Here is an 18,165-nt window from a genome sequence, read left to right as displayed (position 1 = left end):
ATGACGATAAGAACTAAAAAAAAAGCCCTTCTCCACATTTTAAGGAGAAGGGCTGCTTCTTACATGAATTCTGACATCAATTGATTGAACTTTTCTTCAGGTAAGTTCAGATCAACTTTTGCAAGTGCTTCTTTACTGTATCCATGCGCGAGATCTTGATAAGAAGGTTTTACCTTATCTTGATAGATGATCCCTTTTACAAGACCTTTGTTTTCCATTAGTGTTTGCATAGCCATCATACGGTTGGAAGAATCATAGTCTTCGATCGTGCTTAAAGATACGAGATGCTCTTTAAACCAGTCGTATGTGTTCACTTTATTGTATGTCACACATGGGGAGAAAACGTTGATCAATGAGAAGCCTTTATGGTTGATCCCAGCTTCAATGATGGAAGTTAACTCTTTTAAGTCAGTTGAAAAACTTTGAGCGACAAACGTAGCTCCAGCCGTTAAAGCGAGTTCCATAACTCCGATCGCTGACTCTACAGATCCTTCTGGCGTACTCTTCGTTTTAAAACCAACATCAGATCGAGGTGATGTTTGTCCTTTTGTTAGACCATAGATCTGATTGTCCATAACAATATAGGTAATATCAATGTTTCGTCTGATCGCATGAACAGTATGACCCATTCCGATCGCGAACCCATCTCCATCACCACCTGAAGCGATAACAGTCAGATCACGGTTTGCCATCTTAACACCTTGTGCGATCGGCAGCGAGCGGCCATGAATCCCATGGAAACCATAAGATTTGATATACCCTGAAATACGTCCAGAACAGCCGATTCCTGACACGACAGCAAGGTTATCTGGTTCTAAACCTACATTTGCAGCTGCTCTTTGAATAGCCGCCTGTACAGAGAAATCTCCACATCCTGGACACCAGTTCGGTTTGATGCTGTTACGAAAATCTTTAAATGTAGCCATATTAAACCAGCTCCTTGCATTTCATGACAACTTCTGATGGCAAGAAAGGATTCCCATCATATTTTAACAAGTTCTTAATCTTCTCATGCTGTCCAACATTCATTTTTAAGATGTTCGCCAGCTGTCCTGTCGCGTTGTTCTCTACTACGATTACGTTCTTCGCTTTGTCGATCATAGATCTCATCTCATCGGCAGGGAACGGATGGATTAAACGAATATGAGCATGATTGACTTTTAAGCCGTCTGCTTCTAAACGAGGGATCGCTTCTTCGATTACTCCTCTTGTTGAATTGAACCCAACTAAAAGGATATCAGCTTCTTCATGAGGAGCTTGTTTTACAACCGGTACGTTAAAACGCAGGTTCTGCAGCTTACGCAGTCGTTTATCCATCTGCTTTTGACGATTTGCTGCAACTTCTGAAGGCTTTCCTGTCTCATCATGCTCAACACCCGTGACATGGTGGATACCATTCTTCATACCCGGGATCACGCGAGGAGAAATACCATCTTCCGTTACTTCATAACGCTTAAAGTACCCATCTTTATCATCTGTATCAGGTAGCTCCATTTTCGGATCAAGCTTACCGCGACGAATCTCAACTCTGCTATAATCTAATGGTTCTACCGATTGCTTCCCAAGAGAAAGTTGAAGATCTGTAAGTAAGATAACAGGAATCTGATATTCTTCTGCAATATTTAACGCCTCAACAGCGTCATAGAATGCTTCTTCAACCGTACTTGGTGCCATAACCACTTTTGGAATCTCACCATGAGTACCATAGATCATCGCCATCAGATCAGATTGCTCTTGTTTTGTAGGCAGTCCCGTAGATGGACCTCCACGCTGTGTGTCAACAACAACTAAAGGAACTTCTGTCATCCCAGATAGACCTAATGCTTCCATCATTAAGGATAGACCCGGTCCTGCTGATGATGTAATCGTACGAACACCTGCATAGTTCGCTCCGATCGCCATCGTACAAGCAGCGATCTCATCTTCTGTCTGAATTACCGTACCGCCAAACTCTGGCAATTTTTTGATCAAGTATTCCATGATCTCAGATGCCGGCGTGATTGGATAAGCAGACATGAAACGTACGCCTCCTGCCACGAATCCTAAAGCGATCGCATCGTTTCCTATCATGAACATTCTCTTTTTGCCGTCCGCTTTATTTAATTGAAATCCATCAATCTGTCCACCAGATAATTCATTGAAACGGTCTGCGCCTTTTTGGATAGCTTCCATGTTCTTTTCTACTACTTTTGCTCCTTTACGAGCAAAAATCTCTTCTACAACTTCTAAGTAGCTTTCTACAGGAAGACCTAAAACAGCGCTAGTCGCTCCGATTGCTACCATGTTCTTCATAAGAGATGTGCCTAGTTCACTTGCAATCTCTGTAAAAGGTACCGAATATAATCTAACATTAAGGTCTTCAGGAACAGTAGGGTTGAATTTTGAATCTCCAATCACGACTCCTCCATCACGAAGCTCATGTACGTTTACATCGATCGTTTCTTGATCGAATGCTATTAAAATATCAAGATCATCAGAGATCGAACGGGTTTCACTCGTGCTTACACGAATCTTATTGTTGGTATGACCGCCTTTAATTCTGGAAGAAAAGTGTCGATAGCTATACAGATAGTAGCCTTGGCGGTTAAGTGCCATCGCAAAAATTTCACCTGTACTATCAATTCCTTCACCTTGCTGTCCGCCAACTTTCCAAGAAAGTTGATCAATCATGTACTCCACCCTTTCAGTAACCCAAACGTTAATTTTTTCAATCAATAGTTTGATTTAGTATGGTTTCATGTTGTGTTGAACGCGCATTATCACGTTTACTTAAATTATGTACTAAACGTCTACAATTCTAGACTTAACTTCATAAAAATGCAAGTATTCGCCTAGCAAAATTCACACTATTACAAAAAATGTAAATAAAAGAAAGCGCTTTAAAATGCTTCGTACTCTCTTAGAATTCTATATACGTTTCCGCATTTCCTTCTCTTATTCTTTGCATACCTTCTAAAAAGAGAATAAGTCTATAAAACTAAAAACCTGCTTGCTCTTTTTGGTGAGCAAACAGGTTTCACTTTAATTAGCGCGGTTCAACAATTAATTTAATGGCCGTTCGTTCTTCCCCATCAATTAAGATATCTGTAAATGCTGGAATACAAATGAGGTCAACTCCGCTCGGTGCTACGAAACCTCGTGCGATAGCTACTGCTTTAACAGCTTGGTTTAATGCACCTGCTCCGATTGCCTGAATTTCAGCGCCTCCACGTTCCCGGAGAACACCAGCAAGTGCACCAGCTACAGAGTTGGGGTTAGATTTTGCTGAAACTTTTAATATTTCCATTGTTTTGAACCTCCTTCAGGATAGATACCTGTTCTACTATATTCATTGATTAAGGCTTGTATTCCTGCCGAAACAAAATTGTGCATTCTCTCTCTTATCTGCTTATTTGTTAAAGCAGCTGCCCTATGAATAAACCCCGGTATTCTAGTACCCTTAACAAAGTTCTTTCAAACCATAATGTGGTTTTTCCGGAAAAAAACTATTATTGACCTACTACTAAAACACCTGTTCATGCGAATCATCTCTTCTGATCCTTTTGTTCAAAAACATCGTATCTCTTTCTAGTTAAGACATTTCACCATATAAAAAAGCGGCAGGATTGACCTCCTACCGCTTTGTTTGTTTATTTTGCGTATTCAACTGCTCGAGTCTCACGAATGACTGTCACTTTAATGTGACCTGGATAATCCAGTTCACTTTCAATCTTTTTCGTAATATCACGTGCTAGTCGGTATGATGCTACATCATCAATCATATCCGGTTTAACCATAATACGTATCTCACGGCCTGCTTGGATCGCAAAAGATTTTTCAACACCATCAAATGATTCTGAAATCTCTTCTAACTTTTCAAGTCTGCGGATATACGTTTCAAGTGTTTCACGGCGAGCTCCTGGTCTTGCGGCAGAAAGTGCATCTGCTGCTGCAACTAGAGTTGCAATGATTGAGGTTGCTTCAGTGTCTCCGTGGTGAGATGCAATGCTGTTGATTACTACTGGGTGTTCTTTGTACTTCGTAGCAAGTTCAACACCAATATCAACGTGACTGCCTTCTACTTCATGATCGATTGCCTTACCGATGTCATGAAGCAATCCAGCTCGTCTAGCAAGATGTACATCTTCTCCTACTTCAGCTGCCATCAATCCAGCTAAGTAAGCCACTTCTGTTGAATGTTTTAGTACGTTTTGACCGTAGCTTGTACGATACTTCAAACGTCCAAGAATCTTGATCAAATCAGGATGAAGTCCGTGAACACCAACTTCAAATGTTGTTTGTTCTCCTACTTCGCGGATATACTCATCTACTTCTCTGCGTGATTTTTCAACCATCTCTTCAATTCGTGCAGGGTGAATTCTTCCATCCTGTACAAGCTTGTCCAAAGCCATACGTGCAATTTCACGGCGGATCGGATCAAAACCAGACAGAATAACGGCTTCTGGAGTATCATCAATAATTAAGTCGATTCCAGTTAACGTTTCTAACGTCCTGATGTTTCGCCCTTCACGTCCAATAATTCTTCCTTTCATTTCATCGTTAGGAAGGTTTACTACAGAAACTGTAGTTTCTGCTACGTGATCGGCTGCACAGCGTTGGATAGCTAGGGAAAGAATTTCTTTTGCTTTCTTGTCCGCTTCTTCTTTCGCACGGTTCTCCATCTCTTTTACCATCATCGCCAACTCATGTGTCATCTCGTTCTCAGTTTCCGTCATGATAATTTGGCGGGCTTCATCCCTGGTAATGCTGGAAATGCGCTCAAGCTCTCGCTGTTGTTCTTCTAGCAATTCCTCCACTTTGCTTTCAATCTCTTCAATTTGTCGCTGTTTTTTGGTGAGAGACTCCTCACGTCGTTCTAAAGATTCCTCTTTTTTGTCAAGAGTTTCACTTTTTCTGTCTAGGATCTCTTCTTTTTGAACCAATCGATGTTCTTGTTTTTGAAGCTCGTTTCGACGTTCGCGAATTTCGCGTTCAGCTTCGGTACGTAGCTTATGGATTTCATCTTTTGCTTCTAACAGCGCTTCTTTCTTGCTGGCGTCAGCATCGCGCTTTGCATCTTCAACAATTTGCGCAGCTGCTCGTTCTGCGCTTGAAATCTTCGCTTCAGCAATTGATTTCCTAACAAGATATCCGACAATAGCACCGACACCTAGTGAGACAAGCAAACTGGAGATGAATACTGCTAAACTTGGCATATTCCCACCTCCTCTTGCTTTCTGCTTTTCATACTGCATTTTTGGCGTCAATCGTCTTACATGTGCTGTGCACCATTCATGTCGTACAAATTCTATACATATCTTTTAATTTCATAAGAAATCAAAATATATCTTCATTTTATAGGTGTCCCAAAGGCTTGTCAAGAGAGTCAATCTTCTATAATAATTGCTTGACCTTAAAATAGCAAGGAGCATATTTTGCCTGTCATATTCGTTATTCTGAAAACTGGTTTCGGTTTCACAGTCGCTTTTAGAAGGAGTTGATTTCCGTTCTAGTTGTTCGCTTTTTTCCGCGGTGAGCCACATATTACTTTTTCTGTCTGCCGATCTGTCCGATGCAAGTCTCATACGCTGCACCCTAATCAACTGTCACAGAAGAAACGAAATCTGAGTTTGTAAAAAGAGCAAAAAAAGACCGGTCACCCTGACCAGTCTTCACGATTGCTATTCTGTTAACTCAAATTCTTCTTCCAAGGAAGGAGCTTCCACTTCAGCAGCTGCTTTACCTTCTAGCTGATAATAGTTGCGGATTTCTGCAACGATTGCTGATGCGATCTCAGGGTTTTCTTTAAGGAATTGCTTCGAGTTCTCACGACCTTGACCTAAACGTTCTCCTTCGTAAGAATACCAAGCACCACTCTTTTGAACGATGTCGATGTCTGAACCGATATCCAGAATCTCACCTTGATACGAGATGCCTTCTCCGTACATGATATCAACTTCAGCCGTTCTAAACGGAGGAGCTACTTTATTTTTTACGACTTTAATTTTTGTTTTATTACCAACAACGTCTTGTCCTTGTTTCAGCTGTTCAGCACGACGAACTTCCAGACGAACAGATGAATAGAATTTTAAAGCTCTTCCCCCTGGTGTTGTTTCAGGATTTCCGAACATAACGCCAACTTTTTCACGAATTTGGTTGATGAATACTGCGATGGTTTTCGATTTATTGATGGCACCTGAAAGTTTACGAAGTGCTTGAGACATTAGACGAGCTTGGAGACCAACGTGAGAGTCACCCATCTCCCCTTCGATCTCAGCTTTAGGAACAAGTGCAGCAACGGAGTCGATGATCAAAATATCTACCGCTCCACTTCTTACAAGAGCTTCAGCGATCTCTAGCGCTTGTTCACCTGTATCTGGCTGAGACAATAAGAGTTCATCAATATTAACGCCTAGCTTTTGAGCATATTCAGGGTCTAGTGCATGCTCAGCATCGATGAATGCAGCCTGTCCACCATTACGTTGTACTTCTGCAATAGCATGAAGGGCAACGGTTGTTTTCCCTGATGATTCAGGACCATATACTTCGATAATTCTTCCGCGAGGATAACCACCGATTCCAAGTGCGATATCCAAAGTGATCGATCCACTGGAAACTGTTGAAATTCGCTGTTCCGTTTGTTCACCCAATTTCATGATGGAACCTTTACCGAACTGCTTTTCAATTTGGCGTAGAGCCATATCTAGAGCCGCTTTTCTATCGCTCATTCAATTCACTCCTCAAATTCATTTTACATGTATTTTTGTTTCATTAATTCTGTTACTTGCTACTTCTCTATCATATCTCTTTTTTGTTCATTTGCCAATCATTTTGCGAACATTTATTCGATTTTTTTATTGTCCTTCTTTGACCAATTGATTTAAATACCGAAATCCATGCTTAACCGCTCTTTCACGAATACCTTTTCTTGAGCCTGCGAGTTTTATGGAGTAGGAATACGTTTGGTCATGTATCGATATGCCAATAAAAATTGTTCCAGCAGGCTTGTCTTCCTGTGCATCAGGACCCGCAACACCAGTAAAGCTGATGCCGATACCAGACTTTGTCTGCTTTTTAATTTGCTCTGCCATCCATTCTGCACATTGTGAGCTGACAACACCATGATCTGTGATCAAAGATTGAGGTACTTTAAGCATCGATTGTTTCATTGCGCTTGAATAAACGACGGCTCCTCCTTGAAACACGGAAGATGCCCCAGGAAAATCAGTGATGATCTTGCTGAATAAACCTCCAGTCAAGCTCTCTGCTGAAGCGATCGTCAGCTTATTATCTCGAAGAAGATCGAAAGTCTGATTCTCTAGCGTTTCGTCATCATAACCATAAAAATAAGAACCTGTACGGCTTAGAACTTCTTGTTCTACTTCATCCAGCAGTCTTTTTGCCTCAGTTTCTGAATGGTGCGATGCAGTCAGCCGAATCGTAACCTCATGTTCAGATGCTAGAGGCGCAATGGTAGGATTGCTTTGTTTCTCGATCAAATCCTGAAGCTTTGTTTCTAAGACCGATTCCCCGATCCCAAAAAATTTCAAGACCCTTGAATGAAACTTTGTCTGCACATCCATTTTAGAATAAAGAAAAGGAATTACATAGTTGTTGAACATAGGTCTCATCTCGCTTGGCGGTCCAGGCAGGAGTATACACGTGTTGTTACCATGAGTAAACGCCATTCCAGGTGCCATACCATTATCGTTCGGCAGTACGGCAGACCCTTCAATAATGAGAGCTTGCTTCTTATTGTTCGGTGTCATCTCTCGATTGGTTTGAACAAAATAATTGGTTATATACGCTAAAGCAGCTTCATCATGGACCAATGCCTTTTGAAATAGTTTTGCGATTGTTTCCTTCGTCAGGTCGTCTTTAGTTGGTCCGAGACCTCCCGTAAAGATGAGCAGATCCGATCTAGACCTGGCTGTTTGAATAACTGATGAGAGACGGTTCTCGTTATCACCTGCTACTGAGTGATAAAATACGTTCACTCCGATCTCAGCAAGCTCTTTTGAAATAAACTGAGCATTCGTGTTTGCGATCTGTCCTAATAAAAGTTCACTGCCAACTGCTATGATTTCTGCGTTCAACTCATACACGCTCCTTGATTGTATTCTCTGATTTCATTTCATTCAAACTTATATATGCTAAGAAACGCTCTCATTTCTTCACGATTTCTGCATATTCACTTACAGCTAACAAAAAAACAGGAGTTTTCTGCTCCTGTTTTTTCTTCATTCTAGATTACTTTGATTTTAATAAAATATGTTTGCTGTTCACGAAATACTCCCAGCCAGAATATAAGGTAATCAGTGTTGCTGCCCAAAGACTGATCGTTGCAAAAGGAAGTCCGATCCATGCAAATGGCAGATTGTGAAGCAATAGAGCTGAAATCGCAATAATCTGTATCCACATCTTTAGTTTACCCATCTGTCCTGCTGCGATGACTTCGCCTTCAGCAGAAGCGACAGCACGGATTCCTGTAACAGCGAACTCTCGGCTTAAAATAACGATAACCATCCATGCAGGTGCAGCTCCAAGTTCAACTAATCCTACAAGTGCAGCTGAAACGAGCAGCTTATCAGCTAATGGATCCAAAAATTTCCCTAAATTCGTAACTAAGTTATATTTGCGCGCATAATAGCCGTCGACCCAATCTGTGCTAGATGCAAAGATAAAGATCAGCGCTGCTACAAAATGCGTGACAGGCAATTCTTCACCCGCTATCTTCCATACTCCCCAATCAAAATCGCCCAAGAGAACAATCATAAAGAGGGGAATTAAAAAAATCCTAGAAATGGTAATCTTGTTAGGTAAGTTCAATGCAATTCCTCCAAAATACGGTCAAAATCAATTTTGTATTAACTATTGTTGAGCCTTACGAATCACAATTTTTTGATGAATCAGTTCAGTAGCTGGAACTGGATATGTGAATGCTTCCCCATTAATTTTAATAGATGTTACATGAGACGCGCCAATATTTAGTGTTACCTCTTTTGCTGAAGAAAGGTCAAAGGTTTCTGTTTGACCCTCTTTCATCTGATTATCAAAATAGCTTTTCGTAGTCTCATCTTGGATCCCTACATAACTTGGCCCTTTTGCACTTAGTTCAACAACCAGTTTATCCGTATCTTTCAGATCATAAGTTGTTACTTTTCCGATCGTTTCAAGTTTCGTTAACGTTTGTTGTTTCTCTTCTTCTTTTGGAGCTTCAGATTTTTCTTCTTTTTCTTCAGAAACATCTTCTTTTTCTTTCTTTGCTCCTTCTTTTTTCTGCGGTTTGTTCTCATCTGCATCCAAAAGAACACCTGGTGAATCATTGCCGCTTTTCGCTTGGTCATTTCCATCAGGAAGGAGCTTCCATACGACAAAGAGGATTACCACGATCAAAACTCCAATAAGGATGATCGGTATCAACCTTTTTAAAAGAGAATGATCTTCTGATACTCCGGACCGCTCTCTTTTTGAACGCGGTTCGAACTCTGTTGTCGGTTCTTTTGCTGATTTTGGTATCTCATGAGAATATTCATCAAAAATGGTCTCATAATGCAGACCTACAGCTTCACAATAATTTTTAATGAACGCACGAGCATAAAACGATCCTGGAAGTACTTCATACTTTCCTTCTTCAATGGCTACAAGATATCTTTTTTGTATCTTTGTAGCAGTTTGAAGTTCCTCAAGTGACATTCCTTTTTCTTCGCGTTTTTCTTTTAATAACTTACCGAGTTCTGTCAACCTTCCCACCTACTTACATCAATCTAAATTTCCGAATCCTGTTTGATCTTGTTTCAGAGCTTCATATGTAATTTCTTCATCACGATGACTCTTTAGCTCGATAATGTAGTCAAAATCTTCAAGTGTATATTCCGTTTGCTGAACAAAAAGATCAGGATGTTCCACAACTTTCGCTGCAGGAAGCCTCATGATCTCTCGTATGAGCTGCCAATGTTTATCGTTCATATTACGTGCTGAAACTGCACCATCGATAATAAAAACATGGTCAGAATCGTATTCATCATCCGCAAGCATGCTTCTAACAGTCTGACGCAATAATGTGGATGAGATAAAGACCCAGCGTTTATTTGCACAAACACTGGAGGCTACGATACTTTCCGTTTTCCCAACACGGGGCATGCCTCTAACGCCGATTAATTTATGTCCTTCAACTTTATATAATTCAGCTAAAAAGTCAACTAATATCCCAAGTTCATCTCGTATAAAACGAAACGTTTTCTTATCATCCGCATCACGTTCAATATATCTGCCGTGTCTTACAGCGAGACGATCACGAAGCTTCGGTTTTCTAAACTTGGTTACTGTAATATTGTCCATTGAATCTAAAATCGATTGAAGCCGGTTGATCTTTTCTTCGTTATCAATGATCAGAAGCATTCCACGTCGCTCGTTGTCAACACCGTTAATCGTTACGATATTAATTCCAAGCATACCCAATAAGGAAGATATATCCCCTAGGAGACCCGGCCGGTTTTTATGTATCTCATACTCTAAATACCATTCTTGCTCTCCCATAATTCATCTCCTTATTCTTTCAAAATGAAACAAAATTCTACATCTATTCTTGTTTCTAATAATAAATGATTTCAATTTATTATGAAAGCAAAATAAAAGGATGTTAAGAAAAATTTCTTAACATCCTTCACCATTTAGCGGCTTCCGTCGTTTTGAACTAGCTTAACCATCATGTTTGCGATGGCGTGTCTTTCGTTTTCATCGGCCACTTTCCAAAGATCGGCAAGAACTTTTTCTTCCTCGTTTTTTGGTTCTACGTGGTTCGCTAAGTAGCCACCGATCTCAGTTGCTAAGTTCGAGATCGTATCATGGTTCATACCTTCGTGTTCCGCGTGATTTAAACGCTCTGCCAAGAAATCTTTCCATTGACCAAAGTTGTCTAATACAGACATGCTGTCTCCTCCTTCAAGGTTGATACAGCATTAATATCTCTTAGTTTCATGCTTTTTATACATGTTTTTTTAAGTAAACCACGATCCGTTTATCGAAAGAATATGACCAGAGATATAATCCGCTTTTTCGCTCATTAAAAATTCAACTGCATGAGCAACTTCACGTGGTTCTCCAAACCGCCCAGCAGGTATATCGTCAGCCAATGAACGCTTCTCTTCATCTGTAAACTGGTCCATCATAGGAGTTGAGATCACTCCAGGAGAGATGCCATTTACTTGTATATGACTCGGAGCTAACTCTTTTGAAAGAGCTTTAACAAACGTATTCAATCCGCCTTTTGCGGCGGAATAGACGGTCTCACATGCAGCCCCTACTTCTCCCCAAACGGATGTGATCATGATGATCTTTCCGGATTTTTTTTGAATCATGCCAGGCACGATCGCTTTTGTCAGTGAGATTGCACTTAGAAGATTCAACTGCATCGTCTCCATAATGGATTCATCTGTAAAATCAGTGAGAAGACCAAAATGAGCAGAGCCAGAGTTATATACGAGCAAATCTAGGGGTACTTGAATTTGATTCCAAAGATCTTCTGATCCACCTGGTTTAGACAGATCAGCACATACCATTGAAACTGGTACACCATATTTGTCCTTTAACTCTTTCTGAAGCTTTGCCGCAGCGGTTTGATTGGTGTTGTAATGAAGATACAACCGATAACCATTCGATGCTAATAGATGACTGATCTCGCTTCCGATCACTCCTGATGCTCCTGTAACAAGCGCGTTTTTCACTGTTAATCCCTCATTGCTGTAAAAAAACACCCTACCTCAGCAGGATGTTTTTAAATTTATTATGACTTCTTTTTTTGAACTTGGCAAACGGTCATCGCTTCTTTTTTAAAGTGGTTTTGTAGGACACTTTCCACATCATGAACAGTCAGCGATTCAAAGACTGGGATCACATCAAAGAGGTCCATCTCATTAAACGCATAACGAGTGAATTGATTCGCTATGAATTCAGGCGAGTTCAGTGATCGTAAAAATGCACCTATCTTCTTTTTTCGTGCACGATCAAATGAATTTTCATCAATCGAGTGTTGTTTAAAGTCTTCAACCATACCTGAGATTCTTTCAACGAATTCATCTGGAGATCCAGTATCTCCTCCGAGCATGCTGAATCCAAACCCATTCTCTTCTGTGTAATCAAAAGAGAAAGTCTGATCGATCAATCCTTCCTCATACAATGTTTCATAATTCGGTGAGCTTTTTCCGAACATCATCTCTAGAAGAAGATTTACACTTAGTTCATGCTTCATTAACTCTTTTCCTTGACGATTAGGAGCAGCTTCTTTATAGCCCATATAACATTTAGGAGTCTGTACGGTCATCTCGATCACTTTCTTCGTTTTAGCGACCGATTGTGGTTCTTCGTCAAAGAATCGTTCGATGTTTTCTTTTTCTTTGAACGTTTTTTGTGATTGATTGTCTTTAACAAAACGTAACATATCTTTAGCATCGACCGGTCCCACGATAAAGAGGATCATGTTGCTTGGATGATAAAACGTTTCATAACATTCATACAGATCATCTTTTGTAATCTTAGCGATAGATTTTTCTGTTCCAGCGATATCGATCTTTACTGGATGATGGTGATACATATTTTCAATCAGACCAAAATAAACGCGCCAATCGGGGTTATCATCGTACATCCGGATCTCTTGACCGATGATTCCTTTTTCTTTTTCGACCGTCTTTTCTGTAAAATACGGTTCTTGTACGAAGTCGATTAAAGTCGTTAAGTTTTTCTTTACATCACCTGTTGTTGAAAACAGATATGCCGTTCTGTTAAATGTCGTAAAAGCATTAGCAGATGCACCTTGTTTACTAAAATCTTGAAAGACATCTCCATGCTCTTTTTCAAAAAGTTTATGCTCAAGAAAATGTGCGATACCATCAGGCACTTTCACATTTTCATCTTTGCCTAACGGCTTAAAGTGATTATCCACTGATCCATAATGCGTCGTAAACGTAGCGTATGTCTTATTAAAGCCTTTCTTTTCAAGAACATAAACCTTTAACCCATTCTCTAGTTCTTCATAATGCAGTGTTTCGTCTAATTGATCAAACGTTTTCATTCCCATTCGTGACAGCTCCCTTCAAGAAGAAAATGGTATCTAATGTTACCTTTTTAGCTACTGCGACCACATCATCTTTTGTTACTTTTTTTATACCTTCCATCCACTCTTCAATGGAACGATTCGTACCTGCAACAACATTGTGATACAGCACTTCCGATAGACCGATCGGGTGGTCGATCGTCTCTAATACTTGATTGTTGATCATCGCCTTCGTCTGTTCGAATTCAGAGTCTGTAATATTTCCGTTCTTCATTTCTTCATGCTGTTCTTTAATTATTTTTACAGCTTTTTCGTAATTGGCAGTCTCGATACCACTCATAACAAAAACAGCTCCTTTATGGCTCTCGAACCGAGAAGCTGCATAATAAGCCAAACTTTCTTTTTCACGAACGTTCATGAACAATTTAGAGTGAGAGAACCCGCCAAAAATCCCGTTAAACACTTGTAGAGCGAAATAATCATCATCTGCATAGGTAGTATACGTGCGATATCCCATGTGCAGCTTTCCTTGTTGAACATCCTGCTCTTCGAAGATCTCCTTAACTTCAGAGATCCTTTTTTCATCTGCAGCATTCACCGCTTTTGTCTCATCTTTTTTTCTATCTTTTGAAAAACGGAAATGCTTATTAACCTTGTCAACCATCTCCTCTGTTGAAATATCACCGATCACATAAAGGTCGATCTTGTCGTTTCTTATCACTTCTTGATAATAGTCAAACAGCTCTTTAGGTGAGATCGAATCTACTTCATCACCGTTTCCATAAACATTTAAACGATAAGGTTCTGAGTCGTACATCTCTTCTAAAAGTCGTTTGTTTGCATAACGCATCTTGTCATCATAGATGGATTCGATCTGTTGTTTCAGACTGCGTTTCTCTTTTTTTACGATTCCCTCTTTAAACACATCACCTTCAAGAGCAGGTGCTAAGAGAACTTGTGATAATAAATGGAAAGCTTTATCAAGAACAGGTTCTGAATTGGATAAAAATTTCTCATTCGCGACTTCCATTCGAATACTGATCACTTGATTCTCGCCTTTTTTGGAAAGATCAGCATTTAATGTAGCTCCATAAAGGTCGTCTAAAGCACTTCTCAGTTCTTTTGAAGAAGGAAAATCCTTTGTCCCACTCTGTAAGACATAAGCAAGCAGCGCTCGCTTTGTAACGTTCTTTTCATTGATCGGTTCTTTTACCTGAAGTATGAACGATGTGGTCTTATACTTTTTCGTTTCTATCGTATGTACAGTCATTCCGTGGAGATCGGTTTTTTTATGATTAACAATTCCCATTGGATAAGTACCCCTTTCGTTATGTCTACGTTCTAGTTTACCCATTTTCGATACCTGACATGACATTCCTCCTTATAAAACAAAAAAAGTCCGCCTTCTGGCAGACTTTTTTATTATATGATACTCAAAGATGTTTTTGAAAGCAGTCGATCTCCTTTTCAGGATGCTCGCTTTCCGCGGGGCAGGCGGTGAGCCACATTCGTACGTTTCCACTCTTAAGTGTCTCACCTGCCCGCCTGTCCCGCAGATAAAAGATATCACCAGAAGTATCAGTTTTTTATCTTTTTCCTTTTTCATAAGGTGTTCCAAGAGCTTTCGGTGCATCCGCACGGCCTACAAGACCTGCCAAAGCTAGTATCGTAAGTACGTATGGAGCGATAAGCAAGAATACTTTTGGAATATCTTGCAGACCTGGAATCTGAGCTCCGGAAATACTGATCGCTTGTGCTAGACCAAAGAATAAAGCAGCTCCTAATGCCCCTAGTGGATGCCATTTTCCGAAGATCATCGCAGCTAGAGCCATGAAACCTTGTCCTGTGATCGTGGAGTGTGTGAAGTTTCCTGAGATAGAAGCTACATATACAGCTCCACCTAGACCAGCTAGAGCACCACTCAAAAGAACGCCAACATAACGCATCTTTTTAACATTGATCCCCATCGTATCTGCAGCCATCGGATGTTCACCTACAGAACGAAGGCGAAGGCCAAATGGTGTTTTGTAAAGAACATACCATACGATTAATGCTACAAATACTGCTAGATAAGAAGTCAGATACGCATTTGAGAAGAATAACTTTCCGATCACTGGAATATCTGACAGAAACGGAATATCACTTTTTGAGATACGTTCTGAAATTACAGGCGTTTGACCTGCATTAAAGATTTTCTTTGTTAAGAAGATCGCGAGTCCAGCAGCCAAGAAGTTGATCGCTACACCACTAACTACTTGGTCTGCCTTTAATGAGATACTTGCAACAGCATGAATAGAAGCAAATAGCGCTCCGACGATCATTGCAACAACAAAACTTACCCATGGAGCCGCACCAGCTAATCCAAACTGTTCGCCGTAATAAATCGTTACGGCCCCTGTAAAAGCACCAAAAAGCATCAAGCCTTCTAAACCGATATTTACAACTCCAGATCGTTCACTAAAGACTCCACCTAGAGCAGTAAAGATTAAGGGAGCGGCTGAAACGATAGCAGCAGGTATGATTAGTGCTAGAATATCCATAAAACTCATCAGATCTTACCTCCTCTGTTCACACGGTTCATCAACCAATGAACAAGATAGCTGCACGCTACAAAGAAGATGATTAAAGCAATAACGATTCCAACAAGTTCTGTCGGAACTCCAGCCATAGCTTGCATGTTCAGTGCACCAATCTTTAATCCGCCGAAAAGTGCAGCACCTAGAATAACACCGATCGCACTGTTAGCACCAAGTAGTGCAACAGCGATTCCATCAAATCCTACTCCGGTAAATCCGGCATTGATCGTCATGTATTGATACGTACCTAGACCTTCCATACTTCCAGCAATCCCTGCAAATGCTCCTGAGATCGCCATGGAAAGGACGATGTTTTTTGAAACGTTGATTCCAGCGTACTGAGATGCATGCTGGTTGAATCCTACTGCACGAAGTTCATAACCCAGTGTTGTTCTCCATAATAAGAACCACATGATCACTGCTGCTACGATTGCTACGATAATTCCATAGTGAAGTGTAGAATTGTCTGTTAGCTCTTGCAAAAAAGGTGAAGCCAGAGAAGCTGATTCTTTTACATTCTCTGTTCGCTCACCTGGAGCAAGCATGAAATTACGGATGATTTCATTCGTGCTATAGAGTGCGATATAGTTCATCATGATCGTCGTGATAACTTCATGAACTTTAAAACGCGCTTTTAAGATACCAGGAACAGATCCCCATAGAGCACCAGCGACACCAGCTGCTAGAATGGCAAGCGGAATATGAATAATAGCTGGAGCATCAACAAATATACCCACATACACGGCAGCAAGCCACCCGACTAAAAGCTGTCCTTCTACTCCGATATTGAATAATCCTGTTCTAAACGCAAACGCAACTGCCAGCCCTGAAAGAATAAGAGGTGACATCTGTCTGATCGTTTCCCCCATATAGTATGAACCGCCAAAAATCCCTTCAAAAAGTGCAGCATATGCTTCAATCGGTGGATATCCGCTGATCAGCATGATGATCCCACCGATAAGAAGTCCTAAAAACACAGAGATAAGAGGCACAAGAAACTTCATTTTGTTTGTATTATTCTGCATGAACGGCACCTCTCTTTCCTCCAGCCATCAATAGACCCAGTTCTTGTTCTGTTGTTTCTTTCGGGTTTACGATCGCAACGATCTTTCCTTCATACATGACGGCGATCCGGTCACTCACGTTGATGATTTCATCCAACTCAAAAGAAACGAGCAGTACGGCCTTTCCATTATCTCTTTGTTCGATCAGCTTGGAATGGATGAACTCGATCGCTCCAACATCAAGACCACGAGTTGGCTGAGCTGCGATCAAAAAGTCCGGATCGCGGTCAACTTCTCTAGCGATGATCGCTTTTTGCTGATTTCCACCAGATAGGGCACGTGCTGGTGTATAAGCATCTGGCGTACGAACATCGTACTCCTCGATCAGCTTTTTAGCTTTATCAAAGATCGGTTTAAAGTTCAATATGCCAGATTTAGAATATGGCTTCTGATAATAGGTTTGAAGAACCATGTTCTCTCCTACTGAAAAATCCAACACAAGTCCGTGTTTATGTCGGTCTTGCGGAATATGACTCAGACCGTTCTCAGTAACACTTCTAGGAGACTTATTCGTAATCTCTTTATCTCGCAGATGTATCGATCCTTCGTGTACTTTATGAAGACCCGTAATAGCCTCTAATAGTTCAGATTGACCGTTTCCGTCAACTCCAGCGATTCCAACGATCTCCCCAGCATGAACAGTCAGGTTCAAACCGTTAACTGCAGGAACTTTTCTGCTATCATGAACGACGAGATCTTTGATCTTCAATACAGCTTCTTTAGGATCAGCATCCACTTTTTCAACGTTAAAGTTTACTTCACGCCCAACCATCATCGCTGCTAGAGAATCAGGGTTAGAATCGCTAACATCTACTGTACCAACGCCTCTTCCTCTTCTTATTACCGTACAGCGGTCACATACTTCCATGATCTCTTTTAGTTTATGAGTGATGAGGATGATAGACTTGCCTTCATTAACAAGCTTCTTCATGATCTGAATGAGTTCTACGATTTCTTGAGGTGTTAACACGGCTGTCGGCTCATCAAAAATGAGAATATCCGCTCCTCTATAAAGCGTTTTCAAAATTTCCACACGTTGCTGCATACCAACTGAGATATCTTCTATCTTTGCGTAAGGATCTACACGAAGTCCATATTGATCAGAAAGAGCTTGTACTTCCTTAGCCGCTGTCTGAAGATCAACTTTTCCGCCTTTTGTAGGTTCTTTTCCAAGGATGATATTTTCGGTTACAGTAAACTTATCAACGAGCATAAAGTGCTGATGAACCATCCCAATACCAAGCGAGTTGGCAATATTCGGATCATTGTTCACCACTTTATTTCCTTTTACGAAGATCTCGCCTTGTTCTGGTTCATAAAGACCGAACAAAACGTTCATCAGCGTTGATTTTCCTGCACCGTTCTCTCCTAGTAATGCATGGATCTCCCCTTTTTTTACTTGTAGCGTAATGTTATCGTTCGCTACGATTCCAGGGAATTCTTTACGGATATTGCGCATGTCGATTACATATTCCATTTTCTTGCTCCCCCCTTA

The 18,165-nt window shown here is 40.7% G+C and carries 16 protein-coding genes; all 16 read right to left on the bottom strand.

Annotated features, from left to right (window positions below):
• Positions 1 to 59: 59 nt before the first annotated feature.
• The 16 genes from ACNJYY_RS09860 to ACNJYY_RS09785 all read right to left on the bottom strand — a co-directional run bounded on the left by ACNJYY_RS09860 (position 60) and on the right by ACNJYY_RS09785 (position 18,147).
• Positions 60 to 926 carry a 2-oxoacid:ferredoxin oxidoreductase subunit beta gene (locus tag ACNJYY_RS09860; RefSeq protein ID WP_137789604.1) on the bottom strand — a complete coding sequence of 289 codons (867 nt, stop codon included), beginning with the start codon at positions 924 to 926 and terminating at the stop codon, positions 60 to 62.
• Between the two features lies 1 nt (position 927).
• A complete protein-coding gene (locus ACNJYY_RS09855; RefSeq protein ID WP_416731555.1) occupies positions 928 to 2,670 on the bottom strand; it encodes a 2-oxoacid:acceptor oxidoreductase subunit alpha in 1,743 nt (580 codons plus the stop codon).
• Between the two features lie 355 nt (positions 2,671 to 3,025).
• Complete coding sequence (gene spoVS, locus ACNJYY_RS09850; RefSeq protein ID WP_010193268.1) at positions 3,026 to 3,286, bottom strand: stage V sporulation protein SpoVS; 261 nt, start codon at positions 3,284 to 3,286, stop codon at positions 3,026 to 3,028.
• A 343-nt stretch (positions 3,287 to 3,629) separates the two neighbouring features.
• Positions 3,630 to 5,195: a ribonuclease Y gene (rny, locus tag ACNJYY_RS09845; protein ID WP_066393834.1), complete on the bottom strand. Its 1,566-nt coding sequence runs from the start codon at positions 5,193 to 5,195 to the stop codon at positions 3,630 to 3,632.
• A gap of 465 nt (positions 5,196 to 5,660) precedes the next feature.
• Positions 5,661 to 6,707 (bottom strand): recombinase RecA, encoded by a 1,047-nt coding sequence (recA, locus tag ACNJYY_RS09840; RefSeq protein ID WP_416731554.1) that lies wholly within the window; start codon positions 6,705 to 6,707, stop codon positions 5,661 to 5,663.
• Positions 6,708 to 6,833: 126 nt separating this feature from the next.
• Complete coding sequence (locus ACNJYY_RS09835) at positions 6,834 to 8,075, bottom strand: competence/damage-inducible protein A (protein WP_416731553.1); 1,242 nt, start codon at positions 8,073 to 8,075, stop codon at positions 6,834 to 6,836.
• A 154-nt stretch (positions 8,076 to 8,229) separates the two neighbouring features.
• Positions 8,230 to 8,808: a CDP-diacylglycerol--glycerol-3-phosphate 3-phosphatidyltransferase gene (pgsA, locus tag ACNJYY_RS09830; protein WP_066393829.1), complete on the bottom strand. Its 579-nt coding sequence runs from the start codon at positions 8,806 to 8,808 to the stop codon at positions 8,230 to 8,232.
• Between the two features lie 42 nt (positions 8,809 to 8,850).
• Entirely contained in the window at positions 8,851 to 9,723 is an 873-nt protein-coding gene (locus ACNJYY_RS09825; protein WP_416731552.1) for a RodZ domain-containing protein, read from the bottom strand.
• Between the two features lie 18 nt (positions 9,724 to 9,741).
• Positions 9,742 to 10,518, bottom strand: coding sequence for a DUF3388 domain-containing protein (locus ACNJYY_RS09820; protein WP_416731551.1), 777 nt, complete (start codon positions 10,516 to 10,518; stop codon positions 9,742 to 9,744).
• Between the two features lie 134 nt (positions 10,519 to 10,652).
• The gene (locus ACNJYY_RS09815) at positions 10,653 to 10,910 is read right to left on the bottom strand and encodes a DUF3243 domain-containing protein (protein WP_066393818.1); all 258 of its coding nucleotides are present in this window, start codon (positions 10,908 to 10,910) and stop codon (positions 10,653 to 10,655) included.
• A gap of 69 nt (positions 10,911 to 10,979) precedes the next feature.
• A complete protein-coding gene (gene ymfI / locus ACNJYY_RS09810) occupies positions 10,980 to 11,705 on the bottom strand; it encodes an elongation factor P 5-aminopentanone reductase (RefSeq protein WP_416731550.1) in 726 nt (241 codons plus the stop codon).
• A 59-nt stretch (positions 11,706 to 11,764) separates the two neighbouring features.
• Complete coding sequence (gene yfmH / locus ACNJYY_RS09805) at positions 11,765 to 13,054, bottom strand: EF-P 5-aminopentanol modification-associated protein YfmH (RefSeq protein ID WP_416731549.1); 1,290 nt, start codon at positions 13,052 to 13,054, stop codon at positions 11,765 to 11,767.
• Positions 13,035 to 14,333: an EF-P 5-aminopentanol modification-associated protein YfmF gene (yfmF, locus tag ACNJYY_RS09800; RefSeq protein WP_416731838.1), complete on the bottom strand. Its 1,299-nt coding sequence runs from the start codon at positions 14,331 to 14,333 to the stop codon at positions 13,035 to 13,037. Before yfmF ends, yfmH begins: the two co-directional genes overlap by 20 nt.
• Positions 14,334 to 14,616: 283 nt before the next feature.
• Positions 14,617 to 15,579, bottom strand: a complete 963-nt coding sequence (locus ACNJYY_RS09795) for an ABC transporter permease (protein WP_197220803.1) — start codon at positions 15,577 to 15,579, stop codon at positions 14,617 to 14,619.
• Positions 15,579 to 16,631: an ABC transporter permease gene (locus ACNJYY_RS09790; RefSeq protein ID WP_066393810.1), complete on the bottom strand. Its 1,053-nt coding sequence runs from the start codon at positions 16,629 to 16,631 to the stop codon at positions 15,579 to 15,581. The genes ACNJYY_RS09795 and ACNJYY_RS09790 overlap by 1 nt, the downstream gene beginning before the upstream one ends.
• Positions 16,621 to 18,147, bottom strand: a complete 1,527-nt coding sequence (locus tag ACNJYY_RS09785; protein ID WP_416731548.1) for an ABC transporter ATP-binding protein — start codon at positions 18,145 to 18,147, stop codon at positions 16,621 to 16,623. The genes ACNJYY_RS09790 and ACNJYY_RS09785 overlap by 11 nt, the downstream gene beginning before the upstream one ends.
• Positions 18,148 to 18,165: the final 18 nt, after the last annotated feature.

The sequence above is a fragment of the Fictibacillus tiangongensis genome, assembly GCF_048083785.1.
Lineage (GTDB): Bacteria > Bacillota > Bacilli > Bacillales > Fictibacillaceae > Fictibacillus.
Note: the sequence above shows the minus strand (reverse complement) of the source record. Positions and strands in the feature narration are given on the sequence as shown.